Raw genomic sequence first — 23,000 nt, forward strand, 5'->3', positions numbered from 1 at the left:
CGGAAAGCGATAAGAAGGGCCCCTTCCTTACATCTGGTTAGGGGGTGGGGGTGAACCAGGTGCGGAGTTGGGCGGCGGCCTGCTCCTGGGCGCGGCGGCCGTCGGCGAGGTCGCCGGCCATGCAGAAGAAGCCGTGGATCATCCCGTCGTAGCGGGTCAAGGTCGTCGGGACGCCGGAGTCGGCGAGCTTCGCGGCGTACTGCTCGGCCTGGTCGCGCAGAGGGTCGTACTCGGCGGTGATGACCAGGGCCGGGGGCAGGCCGGTGTGGTCGGCGGCCAGCAGGGGCGAGGCGAGCGGGTCGCGCCCGTCGGCGGGCGAGGCCAGGTAGTTCTCCCAGTACCAGGCGACCGAGGTCGCGTTGAACAGGTACGGGTCGGTGCCCTCGCGCAGCGACGGCGTGTTCGAGGTGTAATCGGTGTTCGGATACACCAGCAGCTGCCCGGCCAGCTCCGGCCCCTGGTCGCGGGCGAGCAGGGATGCGGCGGCGGCCAGGTTGCCGCCGGCGCTGTCCCCGCCGACCGCGATGCGGCCCGGGTCGGCGCCGAGTTCGGCGGCGTTCGCGGCGACCCACGCGAGCGCGGCGTGGCAGTCGTGCACGGCGGCGGGGAACCGGTGCTCGGGCGCGAGCCGGTAGCCGGCCGCGACGACCAGGCAGCCGGCCGCGTTGGCCAGCGTCCGGCAGACCGCGTCGGCGGTGTCGATGGTGCCCAGCGTCCAGCCGCCGCCGAAGTAGTACACCAGCACCGGCAGCGTCTGGCCGGGCACCGGGCGGTAGATCCGGATCGGCAGCGGGCCGCCCGGCCCGTCGATCTCGCGGTCGACGACCTCGGCGACGTGCTCGGGCGTGCCGCCCGCGGCCTGGATCGAGGCGAGGTCGGCGGCGCGGGCCTGCTCGACCGACAGCGTGTAGAGCTGCGGGGTGCGGGAGGCTTCGCGTCCGGCGCGCATCGCCTGGACCTGGGGGTGCAGCGGCACCGTCTCTCCTATCTATACGGTCGTGCCGGCTTCGTACTCGAAGCCCGCGTTGCGGGGTTCGGCGAACAGCTCGCGCATGGTCGGGTTGAGGGCCATCACGTCGACCCGGTCGGCGAACCAGGCGGCCAGCTCCGCCAGGCGGCGCTCGGCGGAGGCGACGTCGTCGGTGTGCACCGTGACCTCGCCCATCCGGAAGTACGTGTTGGCGGGCGTGGCCTCGATCCGCGCGCCGAGCGGGGCGTGCATGCGGACGTGCGCGACGTCCGGCTGGGCGGCGAGTTCGGAGGCGGTCGGGAACCCGACGACGATGCCCGGCTTCAGCGACAGGAAGGTCGAGGCGACCACGCCCTCGCGGACGCGGGTCGGGATGTCGCCGATCGGCTGCAGCAGCGCGCGGGCGCCGTAGTCGCCCAGGTCGACGCCGTACTTGTAGCGGATCTGGTCGCGGATGGGGCCGCCGCCGCGGCGGGCGCCGCACTCGCTGAACACCACCCGGCCGAGGTCGGGCTGGTGGAACAGTTCCAGGTGGAAGATGCCGTCGACCAGGCCCAGCGCGGCGATCGACTGCTCGATCAGGGGGCGGGCGAGGTCGAAGGCCCACTTGTCCTCGGTGGGGTCGAAGCTGAACGTCTGCACCGGCGCCCGCTGCTGCACCGCGCTCAGGCACGGCTCGGCGTAGCGGCCCAGGGCGAGGAAGCGGATGTGGCCGTCGGACATGATGCCGTCGGCGAACCACTCGTCCCCGGCGACGAACTCCTCGAGCAGGAAGTTGCGCATCGACACCTTGGCGTTGCGGCACTGGGCGCTGACCCGGACCAGGTCGGCCCGGCTCTCCACGACGCTGGTGAACTGGGTGGCCATGCCGGCGACAGGCTTGAGCACGCCCCGGGTGAACGGCATCTCGAAGTCGTCGGGCAGCTCGTGGATGTCGTCGATGACGGCGTATCCGGCGACGGGCAGCCCGGCCTCGGCGATGCGCTTCTTCTGCAGCGACTTGTCGCGGAACAGCGCCACCGTGGGCGCGGGCACGGCGTTGGCGCCGAGGATGGCGCCGATCGCGGCCGCGGTCATCAGCACCGGGTCGTCGTGGGCGTAGACGGCGTCGAACGAGCCCTCACCGTATCCGGCCCGGTAGAGGCCGGTGAGGGCCGAGTCCGGGCTCTTGTGGTCGTCGACGAAGACCGTGCGGGCACGCTCCGGGATCACGTTGCCGCGGTCCTTGCTGAACGCTCCCAGCAGGACGGTCACCTCGACCGTCTCCGGCAGCGCCTCCAGCGCGGGTCCGTCGGCACCGACCATCAGCAGGCGCATTGCACCGTTCTCCCTCCCGGTCCGGCCATGATCGTGGATCATCAGCCGCCGCATCGATGGCCACCGTATCGACGGCGACGCCGTGTGTCCAGGGTGGCACCGTCCGCGAGCGATACGCCCAACCTGTCCGACAAACGTCCACAATGCAGGGAACACGTGCGGCCGCCGATGCCGCCTGATGGATCGACTTCGTTGCCGATACGGCTATGGTCGGTAACCGCCGCGAGGCGGCACCATGCCTTGCGTAGGCTCGAATCACCCGGAGGAGCACCGTGGGCCTCTCGTCCCCGCCGACCCGATATCGGCGGCGCCTCGCCATACCCGGACTCGTCGTCGCCGAGGCGATCTCGGTCATCGGCGGCCGGATGTCGTTCCTGGCCATCCCGTGGCTGGTCCTGGTCACCACCGGCAGCCCGATCAAGGTCGGCACGGTGGCCGGCGCCGAGGCGCTCGCGTACGTGCTGAGCGGCGTGCTCGCCGCGCCGCTGCAGGACCGGATCGGCTCCCGCCGCACCTCGATCCTGGCCGACCTGGCCAGCGCGGTGACCGTGGGCGCGACGGCGCTGGCCGGCCAGTTCGGCTTCGAGGTGCTGATCGCCCTGGTCGCCGCCACCGGCGCGCTGCGCGCCCAGGCCGACCGGTCCAAGAACAACGTGCTCAAGCCGCTGATGGATGCCGCGGGCACCGACTTCACCCGGGTCTCGTCGGTGCGCGAGAGCGTGCTGCGCACCTCCGGCCTGATCGGCGCCTCGGTCGGCGGGGTGGCCATCGCCGCGCTCGGCGCGGTGGGCGCGATCTGGCTGGACGCGGCGAGCTTCCTGATCGCGGCGCTGCTGGTCTGGTTCTTCGTGCCCGATCCGGCCACCCTCGGCGACGCCAAGCCGGTCGAGGCGCCGGCCGAGCCGTACTTCGCGGCGCTGCGGGGCGGGTTCGACTACTTCCGCTCCGAGCCGCTGCTGCGGGCGGTGACCAGCATGCTGTTCTTCACCAACCTGTTCAACCAGGCCAGCTCGGTGGTCTTCGTGCCGATGTGGGTGCTCACCGTGCTGCACTCGCCGGTGGCGCTGGGCTGGGTCGCGGCGGCGTACGCGGTCGGGATGATCGTGGGAAGTGTCGTGTTCGCGACGCTGGCGCCGTACCTGCCGCGCTATCGGGCCGTGGTCTTCGGCTACATGGTCGGCGGCGCGCCGCGCTTCCTGATCTTCGCGATCACCGACAACCTGACCGTGATCCTCGTGGTCACCTTCATCAGCGGCATGGTCATGTGCTCGCTCAACCCGACCATCGGGGCCGTCATCTACCAGCGGGTCCCCGGCCCGATGCTGGCCCGCGCGGGCGGCATCATCATCGCCATCTCGTTCGCGGGCATCCCGCTGGGCGGCCTGCTCGGCGGCCTGATGGTGCAGGAGCTGGGCCTGACCAACGGCATCCTGCTCACCACGGTGCTCTACTTCGCGGTGTCGCTGTCACCGATCATCCGGCACCGGATCTGGCGCCAGCTCAACGACGCCGGGTCGCGCGGTCCGAAAACCGACGGCAGCGCGCTGCCCTGGGGGTACGCGCTGGGCCCGGCCGTCTTCGGCCCCCGGGTCACCCTGCGGTACGCCGACGGGCAGTGGTCGGTGCACGCCCGGCAGGGCGCCCGGCGGCTGCTGCGCCCGCGCCAGGTCGCACCGAAGGCGGCCATGCACGCCCTGGCCCAGCTCAACGTGGCGCCGGTGCACGAGGCGGTGCACGAGCTGGTTCAGCGCGACCAAGCCGCGACCGAGCGCAGGGCGCTTCGAAAACGGGCCGAACTGGATCGGATGGAATCGACGAGGATGGAGATCGAGGCGACCCTGCGCGCCCCGCATCTGCCATAGAACGTCCGAATTTTTGCTGGTCCAAACAGGAATCGGCTGATCTTGAACGACCATTGCAAGTACGTCGATTCACTTGTAGTCTCCGGATTCACCGAGGTCGGTTGGGGGCACCCGACAGCGGTTCGACAATCACCGATCTTTTGTGGCGGGGACTTCTCCATGAGCAACAACGGTTGGGCGACCGGTGCACCCCTTTCGGCCAGCGCGGACTGGGTCGACGACATCCTCCTGCGCGGCGCCGATCGCGACGTCTGCCTCCACTTCGGCGCCCCGGTCGACCGGGCCGCGCTGCGCCACGCCGTGGCCGACCGCGAGGCGGTGCTGACCCGCCTCGGGCTGGCCCGCGGCGGCTCGGTCGCGCTCCAGCTGCCCCCCTCCCTGGCGTACGTGGCGAACCTGCTCGCCGCGTGGCGCATCGGCGCCCAGGTCGCGCTGCTGGACCACCGGCTGACCCCGTTCGAGACCGAGCGGGCGCTGGACCGGCTCGCCCCGCAGGTGCTCGTCGGCCACACCGGCACGATTCCGGGCGGGCTGCGCGCCTTCTACGACATCACCGACGTCGCCACCGCCCGCGCGACCGGGCGCCCCGCCGAGACCCACCACTCGGTCATCCAGCTCAGCTCCGGGTCCACCGGCCCGTCGAAGGTCATCGCCCGCACCGCCGAGCAGCTGGTCGCCGAGGTCGACCGGTACACCCGCATCGACGGGGTGCCGCTGCCGGGCGAGCGGGTGGTGCTGCTGGCCTCGGTCGTACACGTGCTTGGCCTGGTCGGCGGCCTGCTCTACTGCCTGCACGCGGGCACCGAGCTGGTGCTGCCGGAGCGGCTGACCGTCGACTCGATCCTCAAGGCCGTCGCCGCGGGCGAGGCCCCGACCACGCTGCTGGGCGTGCCGTTCCACACCGAGCTGCTCGCCTCCGCGGTCGAGCCGCCGAAGCTGCCGCAGCTCAAGCGGATGACCACCGGCGGCGAGCTGGTGCGCGCCGAGGTGTCGCAGAAGTTCGTGGACCGCTACGGGATCATCCTGGGCAACATGTACGGCATGACCGAGGTCGGGGTCATCGCCACCGACCTGTACGGCGCGAACCGCCCGTCGCTCATGCCCGCCCCCGGCCTGGCCGTGCGCGAGCAGGACGGGCAGCTGCTGGTGTCGGCGCCGGAGTCGCCGTACATCGGGCTGGTCGACCCGACCCGCTGGGCCGACGGCTGGCTCAACACCAAGGACGCCGGCCAGGTCGACCCCGAGACGGGGCTGATCACGGTGCTGGGGCGGCTGGACTCGCAGGTCTCCGTGGGCGGGCTGAAGGTGGACCTGACCGAGGTCGAGCACACCCTGGCCGCGCTGCCCGGCGTCGAGGGCGCCGTCGTGATCTTCGACCGGGGCATCGAGGCGTACGCCGTCGTGCCCGACCCGGACGCCGCCGCCGCGCTGGAGGGCGAGCTGGCCAAGCGCCTCGCGCCGTTCAAGCGGCCGCGTGAGCTGCACATCGTCGCCCAGCTCCCCCGCACGGCGACCGGCAAGCTCGTCCGCGACCACGCGGTGCTGCGCACCGCCGAGTGACCTGCTGTGACATGCGAGCTCGTCGCTCGGGCCTTAATCGGCGGCATCCTCCGCTTCGCTGCGGACACCACCGAGCGGCCCGGACTCCGAGCTCTTAGTACCGCCCACAAAGGAAGGAAGATCCGATGAGTGCCGAGGTACGCAAGTTCATCATCGACGCGATCGCCGAGATGAACTACCCCGTCGACGACGTCACCGCCGACACCCCGCTGGGCTCGGCCGGGGTCGACCTGGAGTCGCTGGCCGTCGCCGAGCTCTCGGTGCGCGTCGAGGACACCTACGGGGTGAAGTTCAGCGACGAGGAGGCCGAGCAGATGGCGGCCATGACCGTCGGCGAGTTCGCCGACGCGATCATCGAGCGCGGCAACCTGGCGAGCGCGTAGTGAGCGGGTCGGTGCCGGGCCGTGACGAGGTCATCGCGATGCTCGCCACGTACGGGGAGCGCTCGCCGGACCAGATCCGCGAGCGCATCGACTCCCTCGAACTGGCCTGGCTGGTGCACCAGGTGGAGCAGCGCTACGCGGTCAGCCTCGACCTGGAGGACGAGGCGCTGATGCGGATGACGTCGGTGTCCGGTGCCGTCGAGGTGCTGACCGAGGTGTTCGCGGAGCAGGCCCGTGGCTGACCTGCCCGGCCGCGGCGACCGGCAGCCGGTGGTGCTCACCGGCCTGTCGGTGCTCAGCGCGTACGGCCGCGGTGCCGACGCGCTGCTGGCGGGGCTGGCGGCGGGGCGTCCGGCGTTCGCGCCGGTGACCCGCTTCGACGTGGCCAACCGTCGGGTGGGGGTCGGTGCGCTGCTGCCCGGCGCGCCGGTCCTCTTCGACGAGCTGCTCAACACCGTGGACGAGGCGTGCGCGGGCGCCGGGCTCGACCCGGCCGCCCGCGCCACCGCCCCGCTGCTGCTGGCGGTGCACGGCGACCCGACCGGGTCACGGGTGAGCAGCCCCGACGTGACCGGGCACCGCACCGGCGCGTTCACCGCCGCGCTGGCCGACAAGGCGGGGCTGGCGCCGGGGGCGCGGACGTACACCAGTGCCTGTGTGGCCGCCAGCAGCGCCGTCGCCGACGCCGCCGCGCTGGTGGCCAACGGGATGGCCGAGCGGGTCGTGGCCGCCGCCGGATACCTGGTCGATCCGGACCAGTTCGCCCTGTTCGACGCCGGGCGGGCGCTGGCCGCCGACGGCGCGGTGCGGCCGTTCAGCGCCGGGCGCAAGGGACTGCTGCTCGGCGACGGGGTCGCCGCGGTCGTGGTCGAGTCCGCCGAAGCCGCCGCTCGGCGCGGCGCGTCCGTGCTGGCCAGGCTGGTCGGCTGGGGGCGCGCGGGCGACGGGTACCACGTGGTGCAGCCGCGCCCCGACGGCGCCGGGCTGGCCCGCGCGATCGGCGCGGCGCTGGACCGGGCCGGGCTGTCCCCGGCCGACATCGGCTACGTGAACGCGCACGGCTCGGGTTCGGCGCAGAGCGACGTGGCCGAGGCGGCCGCGCTGGCGCTGGCGCTGGGCGAGCACGCGGCCACCGTGCCGGTCAGCTCGACGAAGTCGCTGCACGGGCAGGCGCTGGAGGCGTCACCGCTGCTGGAGCTGGTGGCGACGGTGCTGTCGCTGCGCCACGGCGCGCTGCCGGTCAACGCGGGCTACCTGGGCGCCGACCCCGACTGCCCCCTCAACGTGATCACCGAAGGGCCGCTGGAGCGCTCGCCGTCATACGCGCTGAGCCTCAACGCCGCCTTCGGCGGCGCCAACACCGCGCTGCTGGTGGGTGCGGTGTGACCGCCCCCGAGACCACCGAGGTCCTGCTCCCCCGCCAGCGCGTCCCGCAGTCGGCGCCGCGGCCGTCCGGGCTGGTCGAGCTGGCGCGCGGGGCGTGGCCGGAGTCCGACGCCGACACCGACCCGCCCGCGCTGGCCGGGTTCGTGGTGTCGAGCTTCAGCCCGCTGGTCGCGGAGGTCGCGCGCCGCTGCCTGACCAGGGTGTACGGGCAGCCGCCCGCCGCCCCGGCCCGCGGCCCCCGCACCGCCGTGATCATCTCGACCACCACCGGTGACGTCGCCACCGCGCTCAGCGTGGCCCGGGCGGTCGACACCGGGCAGCGGCTCGGCCCGCTGCTGTTCTTCCAGGCCGTCCCCAACGCCGTGGCCGGATACGTGGCGGCGCGCTGGGAGCTGGGCGGGCCGGTGCTGTGCCTGAGCCCGGCCGGGCCGGGCGACGCCGTGGCGCTGGCCCTGGCCGAGGGGCTGTCCGCCGCGCGGCTGCTGCTGGCCGACGGCGACGCCGACGAGGCCCTGGTCATCGTGGCCGAACAGGCCGTGGACGACGGCGAGCGCGATCGCGCGCTGGCTGTGCTGGTGCGTACCGAAGTGAACGAAGGAGCTGGCTCATGAGTTCGAACCTGCGGGCGATCCTGGCCGCCGACGCCGACCTGGGTGCGGGCAACGTCATCACCCGGCTGCTGGCGCACGGCGCCGATCCGAACGGTCCGGGGCTCACCTTCGACGTCGACGTCGACGGGCACCCGGCCTGGCAGCCGCTGACCCTCGGGCAGCTCGACGAGCGGGTGGCGGCCCGCGCGGCCTGGCTGCACCAGCACGGCATCGGCTGGCGCGACGTGATCGCCGTGTACGCCACGACCTCCGCCGACGTGCTGCTGACCTTCCTCGCCTGCAACCGGATCGGGGCGATCCCGGCGCTGCTCAACGGCAACCTCAGCGGCGAGATCGCCACCGAGTACATCCGCCGCCTGCGCGCCACCGCCGTGCTGGTCGACGAGCCGCACGCGCAGCGCCTGGAGGGCCGCGACTTCGGCTCGCGCATCCTGGGCGACATCACCACCACCGGCAGCGGCGACCCGGCGCAGGCGCCGGAGCCGTACCGGCACCACAAGGACGACCCGATCTCGATCACGCACTCCTCCGGCACCACCGGCCTGCCCAAGGCGATCGTGCACTCGCACACCACGCTGTTCGAGGCCACCCGCCGAATCCGGCTGTCGGGGCCGCGCGCCCAGGGCACCGAGCGGGTGCTGTGCGCGCTGCCCTCGGCGCACACCGCGGGCATCCTGTCCATCAACCAGGCCCTGTGCAACCGGGCCGAGCTGGTGTTCCTGTCCTCGCAGCGCGGTGAGTACGTGCTGGACGCGATCGAGCGGTTCAAGCCGACCGGCGTCTTCGGGTTCGCGGTGACCTGGGCCGACATGGCCCGCCACGACCTGTCCGAGCGCGACATGGACTCGGTCGCGATCTGGTTCAACACCGGCGACTGCGCGCACGAGGCGCACATCCGCCCGCTGGTCAACGTCGGCAGCCACAAGACGGTGACCCGCGAGGGCGTGACCACGGTGTCGGGGTCGATGTTCATCGACGGCATCGGCTCGACCGAGATGGGCCACTCCGCGTTCCACATCACCCACCGCAAGGACACCGACCGGTACGGCCGCTGCATCGGCCGCCCGCACGTCTTCGCCGACGTCGCGGTCCTGGACCAGCAGGGTGAGCCGCTGCCCGCGGGCGTGGTCGGCCACCTGGGCCTGAAGTCGCCGACGGTGATGCTTGGCATCTGGAACGACTCGGTCACCACGTTCCGCACCCGCCAGCGCGGCTACTACCTCACCGGCGACCTGGTCTTCTACGACGAGGACGGCTACTACTACCACGTGGACCGGGCGGTGGACTCGGTCGTGCTGGACAGCGGGCACTGGCTGCACACGTCGTACACGGAGGAGAAGATCCTGGCGACCTGCCCGGACGTGCTCGACTGCACCGTGGTCGCGGTGCGCGAGGCGGGGACGGTCGTCACCGACATCCTGCTGCTGCTGCGCGCCGACGCCGACGCGAGCGCCGACCGGACCGCGCAGATCACCGCGGCGCTGGGCGAGCACGCCGCGCCGACGCTGCGCCGGATCACCGCGGTGCACGACGACGACATCCCGACCGGCGCCACCGGCAAGGTGCGCAAGCTGGTGCTGCGCGAGCGCGCGCTGACGGGTGCCGCCTGATGGACCGCCGAGCTGACATCGTCGTCACCGGAATCGGCCTGGTCACACCGGTCGGGCAGGACCTGGAGCAGATCTTCGAGGCGCTGTGCACCGGCCGGTCCGGCCTGGTGCGCACGCCCGAGGGGCACCCCGCGCAGGGCTCGCTGGAGGTGATGGGCAAGGGCCCCGACATCTCGGCCGCCGACGTGCTGCCCGGCCCGGAGTCGCGCACGCTGGACCGCTACATCGTGCACGCGCTGGTCGCCGCCGAGCTGGCGATGGCCGACGCGGACCTGGTCGTCGGGCGCGACGTGGACCCGTACCGGGCCGCCACCGTCGTCTCCGGCACGGGCGGCCTGGCCACGCTGGAGTCGCAGGTGGTGACCCGGACCCAGAAGGGCCGGCTCGGGGTCAGCCCGTACCTGCTGCCCGGCATGCTGCCGAACATGGCCACCGCCCGCATCGCCATCAAGTACGACCTGCGCGGCTACAGCTCCTCCATCGGCACCGCCTGCGCGGCCGGCGCCCAGTCGATCGCCGAGGGCATGCGCATCCTGCGCAACAACGAGGCCGACGTGGCGGTCGTGGGCTGCGGCGAGGCGCCGCTGTTCCCGACGCTGGCCGACACCTTCGGCAACACCCGGGCCCTGGCCAAGGGCTGGGCGGACGACCCGACCGCGGCCAGCCGCCCGTTCGACAAGCGCCGCAACGGGCTGGTGCTGGCCGAGGGCGCGGGCGTGTTCGTGCTGGAGCGGGCCGCCGACGCGGACGCGCGCGGGCGGGCGGCGTACGCCACGCTGCACGGCTGGGGCGGCACCACCGACGCCCACCACCCGACCACGCCCCGCCCGGACGGCGAGGGCCAGGCGGTGTGCATGCGCCGGGCGCTGGCCGACGCGGGGCTGACCCCGGCCGACATCGGCTACCTGAACGCGCACGCCACCAGCACCAAGCTCGGCGACATCGCCGAGTCGCTGGGGATCAACGCGGTGTTCGCCGGGGCGATGCCGCCGGTGAGCTCGAACAAGGCTGTCACCGGGCACATGCTCGGGGCGTCCGGCGTGATCGAGGCGGCAGCCACGATCATGGCGGTCGGGCGGGGTGTCCTACCTCCGACAGTGAATCTGGAGGACCCCGATCCAGCGTGCGATCTCGACCACATTCGGGGCAAGGCCCGGCATAATCCGATCACTTTTGCTCTGTCCAATTCATTCGGATTCGGCGGACATAATGTGAGCCTTGTCCTGGGTCGACCCACCACACGACTCAGCCGTTTCGGTGATTAGCGACTCCCCGGAACGGTCGACAGAATCGGATAACTGTCGCAATTAAATATTTGCGTGGCTAGGTATTGAGACACGTAAGCCGGGCGGCTAGCGTGACAGACGACAGGTTTCGGAACCGGTGCGGGGACCGGTCCACCTGCCGAATCGGACGTCACAGGGGCACGACGGCCAATCGAGCATGGGGCCTTCATTCGGTGCATCGCGCATGCGATCCGCCGAGCGAAGCCATGCCCGGAAGGACCCGTTCCGAGCCCAATGCCACCCGGCGCGAGGAGCGAGTCCGTAAGGAACGCGAACCCGGACATCGCACGCCAAGGGGTAGGTAACAGATGAACATTCTCGGCATCGACCACCTGGAGTTCTACGTCGGTGACGCCCGCCAGACTGCTTACTTTCTGTGCACGGCGTTCGGCTTCCGGATCTGCGGGCAGGGTGGCCCCCAGACAGGCCTGGTCGACCAGCGCTCGCTGCTGCTGCAGCACGGCGACATCCGCATCGTGCTGACCTCGGGCCTGGTGCCCGACCACCCCGCCACCCAGTACGTGGGCCGCCACGGCGACGGCGTGGCGATCGTCGCCTTCGAGACCGACGACGCCGCCGCCCTGTACGCCGAGGTCGTCGGCCGCGGCGCCGCCGCCCTGACCGCGCCGGCCGAGTACGCCGACGCCGCCACGCGGGTCGTCACGGCCAGCGTCTCCGGCTTCGGCGACGTCACCCACCGGCTGGTGGAGCGGCACGGGGCCCGGTGGGAGTTCATGCCGGGCGCGATCGAGATGACGCTGCCGGAGCAGTCCTTCGACGGCGACCTGCTGCGGGTCATCGACCACCTGGCGGTCTGCGTCCCGGCCGGGGACCTGTCCGCCACCTCGCGCTTCTACCAGGACGTCTTCGGCTTCGCGGAGATCTTCGAGGAGTACATCGAGGTCGGCGGGCAGGGCATGGACTCCAAGGTGGTGCAGAGCCCGTCCCGCCAGGTCACCTTCACGCTGATCGAACCGGACCTGTCGCGCCGGCCGGGCCAGATCGACGACTTCCTGTCCTGGCACGCCGGGGCCGGGGTGCAGCACGTGGCGTTCCGCACCGACGACATCGTCACCGCGGTGCGCACCTTCAGCGAGCGCGGCGTCGGCTTCCTCAGCACGCCCGGGGCCTACTTCGACGCCCTGGAGCAGCGGCTGAACAGCGTCGACCTGCCCATCGCGCAGCTGCGCGAACTCGGGGTGCTGGTCGACACCGACCACTACGGCCAGCTGTACCAGATCTTCACGCAGTCCATGCACGTACGCCGCACGCTGTTCCTCGAACTGATCGAGCGACACGGTGCCCTGACCTTCGGCAGCAGCAACATCAAGGCGCTGTACGAGGCGAAGGAGCGCGAGCTGGGCGCGTCCGCCGACCAGGCTGCCGCCCGCGAGACCGCCGGACTGGCCACCGCATGAGCCGGCACATCCCCGCATCCACCCTTCACCGCCGAGGAGCACACCATGGGTGAACAGTTCACGCTGACGGACGAGGAGCGCGAGCTGCTGCCCTCCGATGAGGACGTCGCGTTCTACGCCGAGCACGGCTGGTACCTGTCGAAGAAGCTGTTCACCGACGCCGAGGTCGACGAGCTGGTCGAGGCGAGCGAGCGCTTCTACGCCGGCGAGCGCAGCCGGTCGCTGCCGCTGCGGCCGCGCCGCCTGGCGTACTGGGAGCCCTCGCACGGTGCCGTGCAGCGGCACAACGACTACGTGCACTACGAGCACGACGGCCTGGCCAAGCTGCTGCGCAAGCCGCTGATCGGCGCGGTCGCGGCCCGGCTGGCGCAGGCCGACGAGATCCGGATCTTCCAGTCGACGCTGATCCTCAAGCCGCCGCGCCCGGAGGAGCCGACCAACATCGTGCCGTGGCACTTCGACCGCCACTACTGGGCGTCGTCGACCTCGGAGCGGATGCTGACCGCGTTCATCCCCTTCCACCACTGTGACGAGGAGATGGGCACGATCACCATGGTGGACGGCAGCCACCGGTGGGAGGAGATCGGCAACAACGACTCCACCGCCAAGCACTTCGCCGAGCGCGACAAGGAGGACCTGGAGGTGCTGCTGGCCCGCAACGCGGAGCACAACGGCACCACGGTCCGGAAGATCCCCATGATCATCCCCAAGGGGCACATGAGCTTCCACCACTGCCGGACCTACCACGGCAGCGCGGGCAACCACAGCGACCGCCCGCGACGCGCCGTCTCGCTGCACCTGCAGGACGGCGAGAACGAGTACCGCCCGTTCACGCTCAGCGACGGCACGGTCGTCGGCTACAACCACGACGAGCTGGTCCGCAAGACCGCCGATGGACGCCCCGACTACGCCGACCCGGACTACTGCCCGGTTCTCTGGCGGCGGTGACCGCACCCCTCACCCTCTTCGACCGCGGATCACCACTGGCACCGCCCGGTGGTGGTCCGCGGTCTTCAGCACCGGAGCGAACGTGAACGAAGCACTGGCCCGTCGCAAACTGCTGGGCATCCTCTCCGGCTCCTGGGTGGCCCAGGGCGTCTACGCCCTGGTCAAGCTCGGGGTGCCCGACCTGATGGCCGCCGGACCGGTGCCCGTGGAGGCGCTGGCGCACCAGTGCGGCGCCGACCCTCGCGCCCTCGGCCGCCTGCTGCGCGCGCTGACCATGATGGGGCTGTTCACCCAGCCCGCCCCCGGCGTGTACGGCCTCACCCCCACCACCGAGCTGCTGCGCGCCGACGTGCCCGGCTCGGTCCGGCTCAACGCGCTCATGCAGGGCGACCAGGTGTTCCGCTCGTTCGCCGAGATCATGCACACCATGCACACCGGCCGCCCCGCCTTCGAGGCCGTCTACGGACTCTCCTTCTACGACTACCTGAGCGGGGACGCAGCGGCCGCGGCGGTGTTCCACCAGTCCATGGCCGACGAGCAGCCGCCCGCCTCCCTGGATGCCTGCGACCTGAGCTGGGCCGGGACCGTCGTCGACGTCGGCGGCGGCAACGGCAACCTGCTGGCCCGGCTGCTGGCGGCCCAGCCCGGCCTGCGCGCGACCCTGCTGGAGCTGCCCGAGGCCATCCTCGCCGCCCGGTCCCGGCTCGCCGAGGCGGGCCTGGCCGAGCGGGTGGAGTTCGCCGAGGGCAGCTTCTTCGACGGCGTACCGGCCGGGGCCGACGCCTACCTGCTGGCCCGGGTGCTGCACAACTGGAACGACGAGAACGCCCTGCGGGTCCTGGCCCGGGTGCGGGCGGCGGTGCCGCCGCACGGGCGGGTCGTGGTGCTGGAGGAGCTGCTGCCAGAGCAGGAGACCGCCAACCGCCCCGGGGCCGGGCTGGTCGACCTGCTCATGCTGGTCACCCAGGAGGGCCACGACCGCACCGAGGCCGAGTACCGCGAGCTGCTGGTCAAGGCCGGATTCGAGATCGTCGCGGTACGGCGGGCCGACGGCTCCCCTACCTCTGGAGCATTGGAGGCACGCCCCGCATGACAGACGAGTCCATGTACCGCGCGATGCGGCTGATCCGCCGGTTCGAGGAGCGCTGCATCGAGCTGGTCAACTCGGGGCACATCGTCGGCGGCATCCACCCGTACATCGGGCAGGAGGCGATCGCGGCCGGGGTGTGCGCGGCGCTGCGCGACGACGACATCATCACCAGCACCCACCGCGGCCACGGCCACGTCCTGGCCAAGGGCAGCGACCCGGTCCGCATGCTGGCCGAGCTCACCGGCCGCGCCACCGGCCTCAACCGCGGCCGGGGCGGCTCCATGCACGCCGCCGACTTCGGCAAGGGCATCTACGGCGCCAACGGCATCGTCGGCGCGGGCGGTGCCATCGCCACCGGTGCCGCCTGGGCGCGGCGCAACGACGGCAGCGACGTGGTCACCGTCAGCTTCTTCGGCGACGGCGCGGTCAACCAGGGCGTGCTGCTGGAGACGTTCAACCTGGCCGCGCTGTGGAAACTGCCGGTGCTGTTCGTCTGCGAGAACAACGGCTACGCCACCACCCTCACCGTCGCGCAGGCCGTCGCCGGCTCGATCACCGCGCGGGCCGAGGCGTTCGGCATCCCGTCGGTCAGCGTCGACGGCACCGACGCCCGCGCGGTGCGCGCCGCCGCCCAGGAGGCCGTCGAGCGCGGTCGCGCCGGTGGCGGGCCCAGCTTCATCGAGTGCACCGCCTACCGCTTCGACGCCCACCACACCTGGGAGCACAAGGCCCGCGTGCGGTACCGCAGCGACGACGAGGTGGCCGCCGGACGCTCCCGCGACCCGCTCGACGTGCTCGGCCTGCCCGCCGGCGTACGCGACGGCATCGACGCCGAGATCGAGGCGCTGCTGGCCGAGGCGGTCGCGTTCGCCCTGGACAGCCCCGCCCCCGACCCGGCCGGGGCCCTGGACCACCTCTACGCGACCGGCCTGCGGACCCGCGACGGCAACGGACTAATCGACTCGGCGGTGCGGTGATGGCGAAGCTCTCCTACCTCAAGGCCCTCGGCCGGGCGCTGGCCGACGAGATGGCCCGCGACGAGGCCGTCTGCGTGCTCGGCGAGGACATCGGCGTCGCCGTCAACAACGTCACCACCGGCCTGCTGGACCGGTACGGCCCGACCAGGGTCGTCGACACGCCGCTGTCGGAGCAGGCGTTCACCAGCTTCGCCACCGGGGCGGCGCTGGCGGGCAAGCGGCCCGTCATCGAGTTCCAGATCCCGTCGCTGCTGTTCCTGGTGTTCGAGCAGATCGCCAACCAGGCGCACAAGTTCTCGCTGATGACCGGCGGGCAGGCGAAGGTGCCGGTGACGTACTTCGTGCCCGGGTCCGGCTCGCGCAGCGGCTGGGCCGGGCAGCACTCCGACCACCCGTACGGCCTCTTCGCGCACGTCGGGGTCAAGACCGTGGTCCCGGCGACGCCCGAGGACGCGTACGGGCTGTTCCTGAGCGCCATCCGCGACGACGACCCGGTGGTGCTCTTCGCCCCGGCCCAGGCCCTGGGCGTACGCGCCGACGTCGACATCGCCGCCCTGGACGCGGTGCCGCTCGGGGTCGGCCGGGTGCACCGCGAGGGCACCGACGTCACCGTGGTCGCGGTCGGGCACCTGGTGCAGGACGCCCTGGCCGTCGCCGAGCAGCTCGCCGACCAGATCTCGGTCGAGGTCTTCGACCCGCGCACGCTGTACCCGTTCGACTGGGCGGGCCTGGCGGCGTCGGTGGACAAGACCGGGCGCCTGGTCGTGATCGACGACTCCAACCGCATGTGCGGCATCGCGGGCGAGATCCTGGCGACCGCGTCGGAGGAGATGCGCCTGACGGTCCCCCCGAAGCGCGTCACCCGCCCCGACGGCGCCGTCCTCCCCTTCGCCCGCGAACTCGACCTCGCCGTTCAACCCCACGCCGACCAGCTCCTGACCGCCATCCAGGAGGTATACAAGTCCTCCCCACGCTGACTAGGTCGCGGTCAATATAAGGTCTGCTTATAATGGCCGGGTGTGGGAAATCAACCTTCACCCAGAGGTCGAGTCCGGGTTCTTGGAACTGTGCAGATCCGATCCAGCCAGCTCGGATCTGGTCGCGGAGGCCATCGACCTGCTCACCGAGCATGGCCCAGCGCTCGGGCGACCTCTCGTGGACCGGATTCAGACAAGTCGATATCACCACATGAAGGAGCTGCGGCCCGGGTCATCAGGCACGTCCGAGGTCCGCCTGCTTTTCGCCTTCGATCCCTCACGGGAAGCTATCTTCCTGGTGGCAGGCGACAAGTCGGGCCAGTGGAAGAAGTGGTATCAGACCTCTGTTCCGCTCGCGGACGAGCGCTTCGAAGAACACCTGATGATGCTGAAGGAGGAGGAACGGCCATGACCACCCCGTCGAACTGGCGAGATGTCAAGGCGAAGGCTCGGGCTGCCGACCCTTCCTGGGACAGCGAAGAACGCACGGCCCGCCGGGCACGCATGCGCGAGGACATGCTGGCTTCCATCAGCGGCGCCCAACTCGCCGAGATTCGCAAGCAGCTCGGTATGACGCAGAGTCAGCTAGCCGAGACCGCCGGCCTGTCACAGGCCCGGATCAGCCAGATCGAGGGCGGCACCGCCACCAGCCTCGAAACCCTGCGTGCCTACGTAACGGGCCTCGGCGGTCACCTGGACATCGTCGCCCGGATCGGCAATATCCAGCTCAACATCGCCTGATTCCAAAGATGCGGCAGGCCGCCGAGCGTTGACGCTCGGCGGCCTGTTTCATTGCTGAACCGGTCGTCAGTAGACGCTGACGCCGTAGACGGCGAGGGGCTCGGTGACCGGCTGGAAGTAGGTGGTGCCGCCGGTGGAGCAGTTGCCGCTGCCGCCGGAGGTGAGGCCGAGCGCGACCGTGCCCGCGAACAGCGAGCCGCCGCTGTCGCCGCCCTCGGCGCAGACCGTGGTCCGGATCAGGCCGGTGACAGTGCCCTCGGCGTAGTTGACCGTCGCGTTGGTCGCGGTGACCCGGCCGCTGCGCAGGCCGGTGGTGCTGCCGCTGCGGTACACGGTCTGGTTGACCACGGCGTTGCCCGCGCTGGTGATGTCCTGCGTGGTGCCGTTGTACAGGTTCACCGTGCCGGGGTGGGCGATGGCGGCGTTGTCGTAGCGGACGATGCCGTAGTCGTTGCCAGGGAAGCTGGTGCCGACGCGGGCGCCGATGAGGGTGGTGCGCGAGGAGTTGGTGTACCAGCTGGCGGCCGAGTTGGTGCAGTGACCGGCGGTCAGGAAGTAGTACGTGTTCCCGGCGCGGACGTTGAAGCCGAGCGAGCACCGGTAGCCGCCGCCGTAGATGGCGTCGCCGCCGACCAGGAAGCGGCCGAGCGTGCCCGCCTCCCGCTCGACCCGGACCGCGTCGCCGAACTTGGCCGTGACCGCGTTGAGGCGCGCCAGCTTCAGACCGGTCACCGTGCTGTCGGCGGTGACCACGACCTGGTTGGCCACCGGGTCGACCGCCCAGGTGGTGCCCGGGATGCGGGCCAGCTTGTCCAGGTCGGCGCGGGCGGCGTCGAGCTGGGCGGCGGTGTGCTTGACCAGCTTGGCCACGCCACCGGCGGCGCGGACCTGGTCGGCGGCGGCCGCGTCGGTGACGGTGACGACCATGCGGCCGTCCTCGCCGACGTACGCGCCCGGCGAGGCCAGGTCGGCGGCGAGCGTGGTGGCGGCGCTGGGCGACAGCGGGGCGGGGGCGGCGTGCGCGGGGGCGCCTGCCAGGACGCTGCCGGTCAGCGCGAGGGCGGCGGCGCCCACGATGGCGCGGCGGCGCAGCGGGTTCGGGGTCGAGTGCACTGATCCTCCTCGGGGTTGTGGCACGTGAGGCATGCCGGAGGTTCGACCGTCTTTGCCCGGTTAGGCAGGGAACGGTCGTGCAACATGCTGCCAGAGGAAGGAAACCTTCTTCAATATTTGCGTGTATAGATGAGTGTGCCAACGTTGCGCCGAGGGGAACCGGAGGTGCCCGTCTCGCGTCGCGGGGCGCGCATCGCGCGCGACGCGCGACGCGGCCGGGGGTTCGTGCAGTTTCGGGGAAAGTGCACGAAAGAGGCCCAAGATTCCGGCACTTTCCCCGAAAGTGCAGGAACCTCGGGCCGCGAGTGGGCGCGTGGGCGGTGCGGTCAGCGGCCCAGGTGGGTGCCGAGGCGGCGGACCGTGAGGGCGGCGCAGATGCCGTGGCTGCGCAGGTTGCCGTGGATGCCGTCGGCGCTGTAGCTGCCGGGGTCGCGTTCGGCCGGATGCCCGGTGCAGTCCACGTGCAGCGTGCCCAGCCGCGCCGCCAGCGCCGCCGTACGCCGGGACAGGGTCATCATCCGCTCGCTCACCTGCGGCTTAACCGCCACCGGGAACGACGGCGCGTAGGAGGCGTCGAAGATGCCGACCGTGATCACGTCGGCGCCCGCCTCCTGCAGCGCCGTCACCATGGCGGCCAGCTCGGCGTCGGTCTCGTCGGGCCGGTACGACCGCCGCAGCGCGTCGTTGCCCCCGGCCACCACCAGCGCCAGGTCGGGCCCGAACCGCAGCGCCTCGTCCAGCTGCGTGGCGCGCACCTCGGCGGCGCGCAGCTCCCGCACGCCGAGGTTGAGGTAGACCAGGTCGGGCTGCTGCGCGGCCAGCTCGAACCGGATCCGGTCGCACCAGGCCAGCTCGACGTAGCCGGGCACCGGGTCGCCGACGCCGGAGGCGACGCTGTCGCCGATGACCGCGAACCGCTTCCACGGATGCCCGGCCAGCAGCCGCGCCGCCTCCCCCGCCGCCAGGCAGTACGGGTCGGTCGCCTCGGCGAGCGACCCGTACCCGGCGAGCGGGTCGTCAGCCGCCATGGCTGTTCGCCTTGTCGCGCCCGTCGGGCTGGGCGGGCAGCCGCACCTCGCTCAGCTCGGCCATCTCCGACAGCCCGGCCAGCTTCGCCTCCAGCTCGGCCAGTTCGGTGCGCATCCGCTCGGCCTGGCGTACCGCCTCGGTCTGGTCCGCGGCCAGGGCCTCCTCGACGCTGCGGCGCACCCCGGGCACGTCGAGCAGGGTCAGCATGCTCAGCGCCTCGGAGCTCTTCACCAGGTGCCGGGCGCCGAGCAGGTTGCGGCCCTTGCGCACCTCGACCAGCCACTGGCCGTTGGCGTACGCGAGGGTCACCGCGAGCCGCGCGGGCAGGCGCGCCGCCCCGGTGAGCATCGCCGGGGCCCCGGCGTCGAGCTGCCGCCAGGTGCGGTACGCGAACACCGGCAGCAGCAGCGCCACCAGGTACGCCCCCACCGCCACGGCGAGCGCGGTGCGCAGCTCGTACCGGCCGGTGACCCAGGCACCAGCCACGGTGCCCACGGGGATGCCCAGGTAGGCCAGGGCCGCGGCGTAGCCGCCGATGCGGCTGCGCACCGGCGCGGGCACCCGCTGCGACAGCAGCGTGCCCAGCGCGGGCGTCACCGACGACATCGTCGCCCCGCTCAGGAACGCCACCACCACGACCAGCAGCAGCACCGGCCGCAGGCCGTCGAGCACGGCCAGGGTGCCGCCACCGGCGAGGAAGCCCAGCGCCACCAGCAGGTAGCGCAGCGGCTCGCGGGCCAGGCCGGACAGCACCACCGCGCCGGTGACCGCGCCGAGCAGGAACGCCCCGCCGACCAGGCCGAGCAGCTCCGGCTCGCGCAGGGCCTCGCCGACCCAGACCAGCACCAGGATCACCGCACCGGCCTGCACCAGCAGGTTGGTAAAGAACAGCACCGCGGCCAGGCGGCGGACCAGGCCGTCCGAGCGCAGCTCGGCCAGCGCGCCCCGGCGCAGGTCGCGACGCGACGTGTGCTTGATCGGCGGCGCCTGGGCGTACCCGCCGCCCTTCGCCGCCCCGGCGGGCTGCGCCGCCGCCTGGGCGGTGGACTGCTCCGGCTGCCGCTGGGCGGGCACGGTCGGCTCGACCGGGTCGTCGCCGCCGTCGACGTCGTGCACCTCGACCGGTTCGGTGACCACGTCGCGCGACGAGGCGGCCGCCCGGGTGCCCGGCTCGGCGGGCAGCACCTCGCCGACCATCGCCTCGGACACCGGCTCGGTGGCGGCCGCGGTGCGCACCGACGCGGCGTGCAGCGTCAGCGCGGCGGCGACCGCGCACACCAGCGCGGCGCACCAGAGCACCCCGGCCGGGCCGAGCCATACGCTCAGGCCGCCCGCGGCGACGCCGAGGCAGACCAGCAGCACCCACTGGACGGCGGTGACCAGGTCGGACCGCGGCGTCCGGACCGGACCGGGGCCCGACTCGCGGTGCAGCGCGTCCTTGGTGCGGTCGCTGAGGGCGCGCAGCGCGCCCACGCCCGCGGCCAGCCCGGCGACCGCCGCCACCGGGGCGCTGGGCAGCGCGAAGAAGGCCAGCCCGGCCAGCCCTGCCGCCGACAGCAGGTCGAACAGGACGGTGGCGGTGCCGGTGTCGCGGCTGCGGTCGGCCAGCCGGGTGCCGAGCGGGCTCGCCACCAGGTACGCCAGCAGCTGCGCGGCGCCGACGACGCCGACCCGGATCAGGGCGTCGCGGTTCGGCTCCTGCGCGGCGAGCACCAGCCACGCCACGGCCAGGAACGACAACCGGGTGGCGAGGGTGGAGACCGCGTCGGCGGCCAGCACCGCGAGCACCCCGGTGTGCCGGCCCTCCTCCTCGGCCTCGGGCTCGACCAGTGTGTCGGGAATGGACATCATGCCTCCTGAACGCCGGCGAGGTACCGCTCGCGCAGCGCCTTCTTGTCGACCTTGCCCGACTCGGTGAGCGGGAACGCGTCGATGAACTCGACCTGCTGCGGCGCCCACATCGCGTTGAGCTCGGCGGCGGCGTGGGCGCGCAGTTCGTCGCCGGTGACGGTGGCCCCCTCGGCGGGCACCACGTACGCGAAGACGGATTCGCCCTCCAGCTCGTGCGGGACGCCGATGACCGCGGCGGCGCGCACCTGCGGGTGGCCCGCCAGCGCGTCCTCGACCGGGCGGCAGAAGACGTTGGTGCTGCTCAAGCCGGTCACGATCATGTCCTTGACCCGGTCCAGCAGGTACAGGTACCCGTGCTCGTCGAGGCGGCCGACGTCGCCGGTGCGCAGCCAGCCGCCGACCAGGGTCTGCTCGGTCAGCTCCGGCATGCCCCAGTAGCCGGCCATCAGCAGCGACCCGGACACCCACACCTCGCCGACCTCGCCGGGGGGCAGCACCCGGCCGCCCTCGTCGCGGACCTCCACCTTGACGTCGCCGTAGGGCACGCCGCAGGAGGCCAGCCGCTCCGGGTGGCCGGGGTCGTGGTCGAGGTTGGGCATGGCGGTGATGAACGGCGACTCGCTCATGCCGTACACGATGCGGATGACCGGGCCGAAGCGGGCGATCGCCTGGGTGAGCCGGGCCGGGGAGGCCGCGGCGCCGGAGACGGTCAGCGTCAGCAGGCTGCTGAAGTCGACCTCGGCGGACTTCGGGTCGTCGAGCAGGACGTAGAGCAGCGGCGGGGCGAGCAGGGTGCTGTTGATGCGCTCGCGCGCGACCGTCTCGTAGAACAGCGGGTAGTCCAGCCCGTCGTGCAGGAACGCGGTGCCGCCGGAGAACAGCGTCATGAACAGCGCGGTCTGCGCGCTGACGTGCCAGGTCCCGGCGACGAGCAGGTGCCGCAGCGGCGGCGCGCCGCTGGCCAGGTAGAACTCCGACAGCAGGTGCAGCGCGGCGAAGAAGCCGTGCCGGTGGTGCACCAGCTTCGGCGAGCCGGTGGTGCCGCCGGTCTGGAACAGCGAGCTGGGCTCGGGGGTGACGTCGGCGGGGTCGAACGGCAGCTCGGTCGCCTTGTCGACAGTGAGGTCGGGTCCGGCGCCGCCGGGGCCGAAGCACAGCACCGGCCGGTCCTGGGCCAGCGCGGCCAGTTCGGCGCCCATGTCGCGCAGGATGACGGCGTCGTACACGAAGAAGTCGACCTCGGCCAGGTCGAGGAAGCCGCGCCGGAACCGGTCGGGGGCGTTGTTGGCGATCCACGCGGTGCGGCAGCCGAGCAGGTGCGCGGCGAGCTGGAGGAAGACCGACTCGGCCGGGTTGCGGGCGAGCACGCCGATGGCCGCGCCGGGCCGGACACCGTGCCGCCACAGCGCGGCGGCCATCGCGACCACCTCGGCGTGCACCTCGGCATAGGTGTATCTGCGTCCGCCTTCGGCCACCAGCGCTTCGGCGTCGCCGTACTTCGCGAACAGCGTCAATGCCCGGCGGGCGTAGTTGGTTGCTGGGTCAAAGGTCTGCTCGCCCACGAGACGTCACCCCTGTTTGGTCCGAATTCCAGCTGATTCGCTGGTGAAAGGCCACTTCCCGTGGTGGGGGCGCGACCTACGCGGGGACGATACCGGGACCTTGGTGGATCGGCCACTGGCAACTCGTATCTATCTAATCTGCAATCGGGACATTTGCCAACGCAAACGTCCGGTATGGATCCGCAGGCCGACCGGCCCGTTCCCTCGGCGCCCGCAGCGGCCTACACTGCCGATCTGGCGTCGCACCGGTGATCGACGGGCGTGGACCCCCGCACCGCACCGGCCCGCCGTTCGCACTGTCCCCCAGTG

At 72.1% G+C, this 23,000-nt stretch carries 21 protein-coding genes; 15 read left to right on the top strand and 6 right to left on the bottom strand.

Features of this window, described 5'->3' with window-relative positions:
- Positions 1-37: 37 nt before the first annotated feature.
- Both QEZ54_RS23400 and QEZ54_RS23405 read right to left on the bottom strand, forming a co-directional pair.
- Positions 38-976 (bottom strand): alpha/beta hydrolase, encoded by a 939-nt coding sequence (locus QEZ54_RS23400; RefSeq protein ID WP_281306847.1) that lies wholly within the window; start codon positions 974-976, stop codon positions 38-40.
- A 12-nt stretch (positions 977-988) separates the two neighbouring features.
- Positions 989-2,287 (bottom strand): hypothetical protein, encoded by a 1,299-nt coding sequence (locus QEZ54_RS23405; RefSeq protein ID WP_281306848.1) that lies wholly within the window; start codon positions 2,285-2,287, stop codon positions 989-991.
- A gap of 272 nt (positions 2,288-2,559) precedes the next feature.
- Here QEZ54_RS23405 and QEZ54_RS23410 point away from each other — a divergent pair, with 272 nt between their 5' ends.
- The 15 genes from QEZ54_RS23410 (at position 2,560) to QEZ54_RS23480 (ending at position 17,136) form a co-directional block, all read left to right on the top strand.
- Entirely contained in the window at positions 2,560-4,149 is a 1,590-nt protein-coding gene (locus QEZ54_RS23410; RefSeq protein ID WP_281306849.1) for an MFS transporter, read from the top strand.
- A gap of 159 nt (positions 4,150-4,308) precedes the next feature.
- Positions 4,309-5,709, top strand: a complete 1,401-nt coding sequence (locus QEZ54_RS23415) for a long-chain fatty acid--CoA ligase (RefSeq protein ID WP_281306850.1) — start codon at positions 4,309-4,311, stop codon at positions 5,707-5,709.
- 125 nt (positions 5,710-5,834) lie between these two features.
- Positions 5,835-6,092: an acyl carrier protein gene (locus tag QEZ54_RS23420; RefSeq protein ID WP_281306851.1), complete on the top strand. Its 258-nt coding sequence runs from the start codon at positions 5,835-5,837 to the stop codon at positions 6,090-6,092.
- 38 nt (positions 6,093-6,130) lie between these two features.
- Positions 6,131-6,334: a hypothetical protein gene (locus QEZ54_RS23425; protein WP_281306883.1), complete on the top strand. Its 204-nt coding sequence runs from the start codon at positions 6,131-6,133 to the stop codon at positions 6,332-6,334.
- Positions 6,327-7,478, top strand: coding sequence for a beta-ketoacyl synthase N-terminal-like domain-containing protein (locus tag QEZ54_RS23430; protein WP_281306852.1), 1,152 nt, complete (start codon positions 6,327-6,329; stop codon positions 7,476-7,478). The genes QEZ54_RS23425 and QEZ54_RS23430 overlap by 8 nt, the downstream gene beginning before the upstream one ends.
- On the top strand, positions 7,475-8,089 hold the full coding sequence (locus QEZ54_RS23435; RefSeq protein WP_281306853.1) for a hypothetical protein: 615 nt from the start codon (positions 7,475-7,477) through the stop codon (positions 8,087-8,089). The genes QEZ54_RS23430 and QEZ54_RS23435 overlap by 4 nt, the downstream gene beginning before the upstream one ends.
- A complete protein-coding gene (locus tag QEZ54_RS23440; protein WP_281306854.1) occupies positions 8,086-9,699 on the top strand; it encodes a class I adenylate-forming enzyme family protein in 1,614 nt (537 codons plus the stop codon). The genes QEZ54_RS23435 and QEZ54_RS23440 overlap by 4 nt, the downstream gene beginning before the upstream one ends.
- Entirely contained in the window at positions 9,699-10,964 is a 1,266-nt protein-coding gene (locus tag QEZ54_RS23445; protein ID WP_281306855.1) for a beta-ketoacyl-[acyl-carrier-protein] synthase family protein, read from the top strand. Before QEZ54_RS23440 ends, QEZ54_RS23445 begins: the two co-directional genes overlap by 1 nt.
- A gap of 329 nt (positions 10,965-11,293) precedes the next feature.
- Positions 11,294-12,403 (top strand): 4-hydroxyphenylpyruvate dioxygenase, encoded by a 1,110-nt coding sequence (hppD, locus tag QEZ54_RS23450; RefSeq protein ID WP_281306856.1) that lies wholly within the window; start codon positions 11,294-11,296, stop codon positions 12,401-12,403.
- Between the two features lie 45 nt (positions 12,404-12,448).
- Positions 12,449-13,351: a phytanoyl-CoA dioxygenase family protein gene (locus QEZ54_RS23455; protein ID WP_281306857.1), complete on the top strand. Its 903-nt coding sequence runs from the start codon at positions 12,449-12,451 to the stop codon at positions 13,349-13,351.
- An 82-nt stretch (positions 13,352-13,433) separates the two neighbouring features.
- A complete protein-coding gene (locus QEZ54_RS23460) occupies positions 13,434-14,444 on the top strand; it encodes a methyltransferase (RefSeq protein WP_281306858.1) in 1,011 nt (336 codons plus the stop codon).
- Complete coding sequence (locus tag QEZ54_RS23465; protein WP_281306859.1) at positions 14,441-15,418, top strand: thiamine pyrophosphate-dependent dehydrogenase E1 component subunit alpha; 978 nt, start codon at positions 14,441-14,443, stop codon at positions 15,416-15,418. Before QEZ54_RS23460 ends, QEZ54_RS23465 begins: the two co-directional genes overlap by 4 nt.
- Entirely contained in the window at positions 15,418-16,395 is a 978-nt protein-coding gene (locus QEZ54_RS23470) for a transketolase C-terminal domain-containing protein (RefSeq protein WP_281306860.1), read from the top strand. Before QEZ54_RS23465 ends, QEZ54_RS23470 begins: the two co-directional genes overlap by 1 nt.
- A 40-nt stretch (positions 16,396-16,435) precedes the next feature.
- Positions 16,436-16,807: a type II toxin-antitoxin system RelE/ParE family toxin gene (locus QEZ54_RS23475; protein ID WP_281306861.1), complete on the top strand. Its 372-nt coding sequence runs from the start codon at positions 16,436-16,438 to the stop codon at positions 16,805-16,807.
- Positions 16,804-17,136 carry a helix-turn-helix transcriptional regulator gene (locus QEZ54_RS23480; RefSeq protein WP_281306862.1) on the top strand — a complete coding sequence of 111 codons (333 nt, stop codon included), beginning with the start codon at positions 16,804-16,806 and terminating at the stop codon, positions 17,134-17,136. The genes QEZ54_RS23475 and QEZ54_RS23480 overlap by 4 nt, the downstream gene beginning before the upstream one ends.
- 66 nt (positions 17,137-17,202) lie before the next feature.
- Here QEZ54_RS23480 and QEZ54_RS23485 read toward each other — a convergent pair whose 3' ends face one another.
- The 4 genes from QEZ54_RS23485 to QEZ54_RS23500 form a co-directional block, all read right to left on the bottom strand.
- The gene (locus QEZ54_RS23485; RefSeq protein ID WP_281306863.1) at positions 17,203-18,249 is read right to left on the bottom strand and encodes a S1 family peptidase; all 1,047 of its coding nucleotides are present in this window, start codon (positions 18,247-18,249) and stop codon (positions 17,203-17,205) included.
- A 326-nt stretch (positions 18,250-18,575) separates the two neighbouring features.
- Complete coding sequence (locus tag QEZ54_RS23490; protein WP_281306864.1) at positions 18,576-19,277, bottom strand: SGNH/GDSL hydrolase family protein; 702 nt, start codon at positions 19,275-19,277, stop codon at positions 18,576-18,578.
- Positions 19,267-21,126 carry a hypothetical protein gene (locus QEZ54_RS23495; protein ID WP_281306865.1) on the bottom strand — a complete coding sequence of 620 codons (1,860 nt, stop codon included), beginning with the start codon at positions 21,124-21,126 and terminating at the stop codon, positions 19,267-19,269. The genes QEZ54_RS23490 and QEZ54_RS23495 overlap by 11 nt, the downstream gene beginning before the upstream one ends.
- Positions 21,126-22,691 carry an AMP-binding protein gene (locus tag QEZ54_RS23500; RefSeq protein ID WP_281306866.1) on the bottom strand — a complete coding sequence of 522 codons (1,566 nt, stop codon included), beginning with the start codon at positions 22,689-22,691 and terminating at the stop codon, positions 21,126-21,128. The genes QEZ54_RS23495 and QEZ54_RS23500 overlap by 1 nt, the downstream gene beginning before the upstream one ends.
- Between the last annotated feature and the right edge of the window lie 309 nt (positions 22,692-23,000).

It is taken from the genome of Catellatospora sp. KI3 (assembly GCF_029948125.1).
Taxonomy (GTDB): Bacteria; Actinomycetota; Actinomycetes; order Mycobacteriales; family Micromonosporaceae; genus Catellatospora.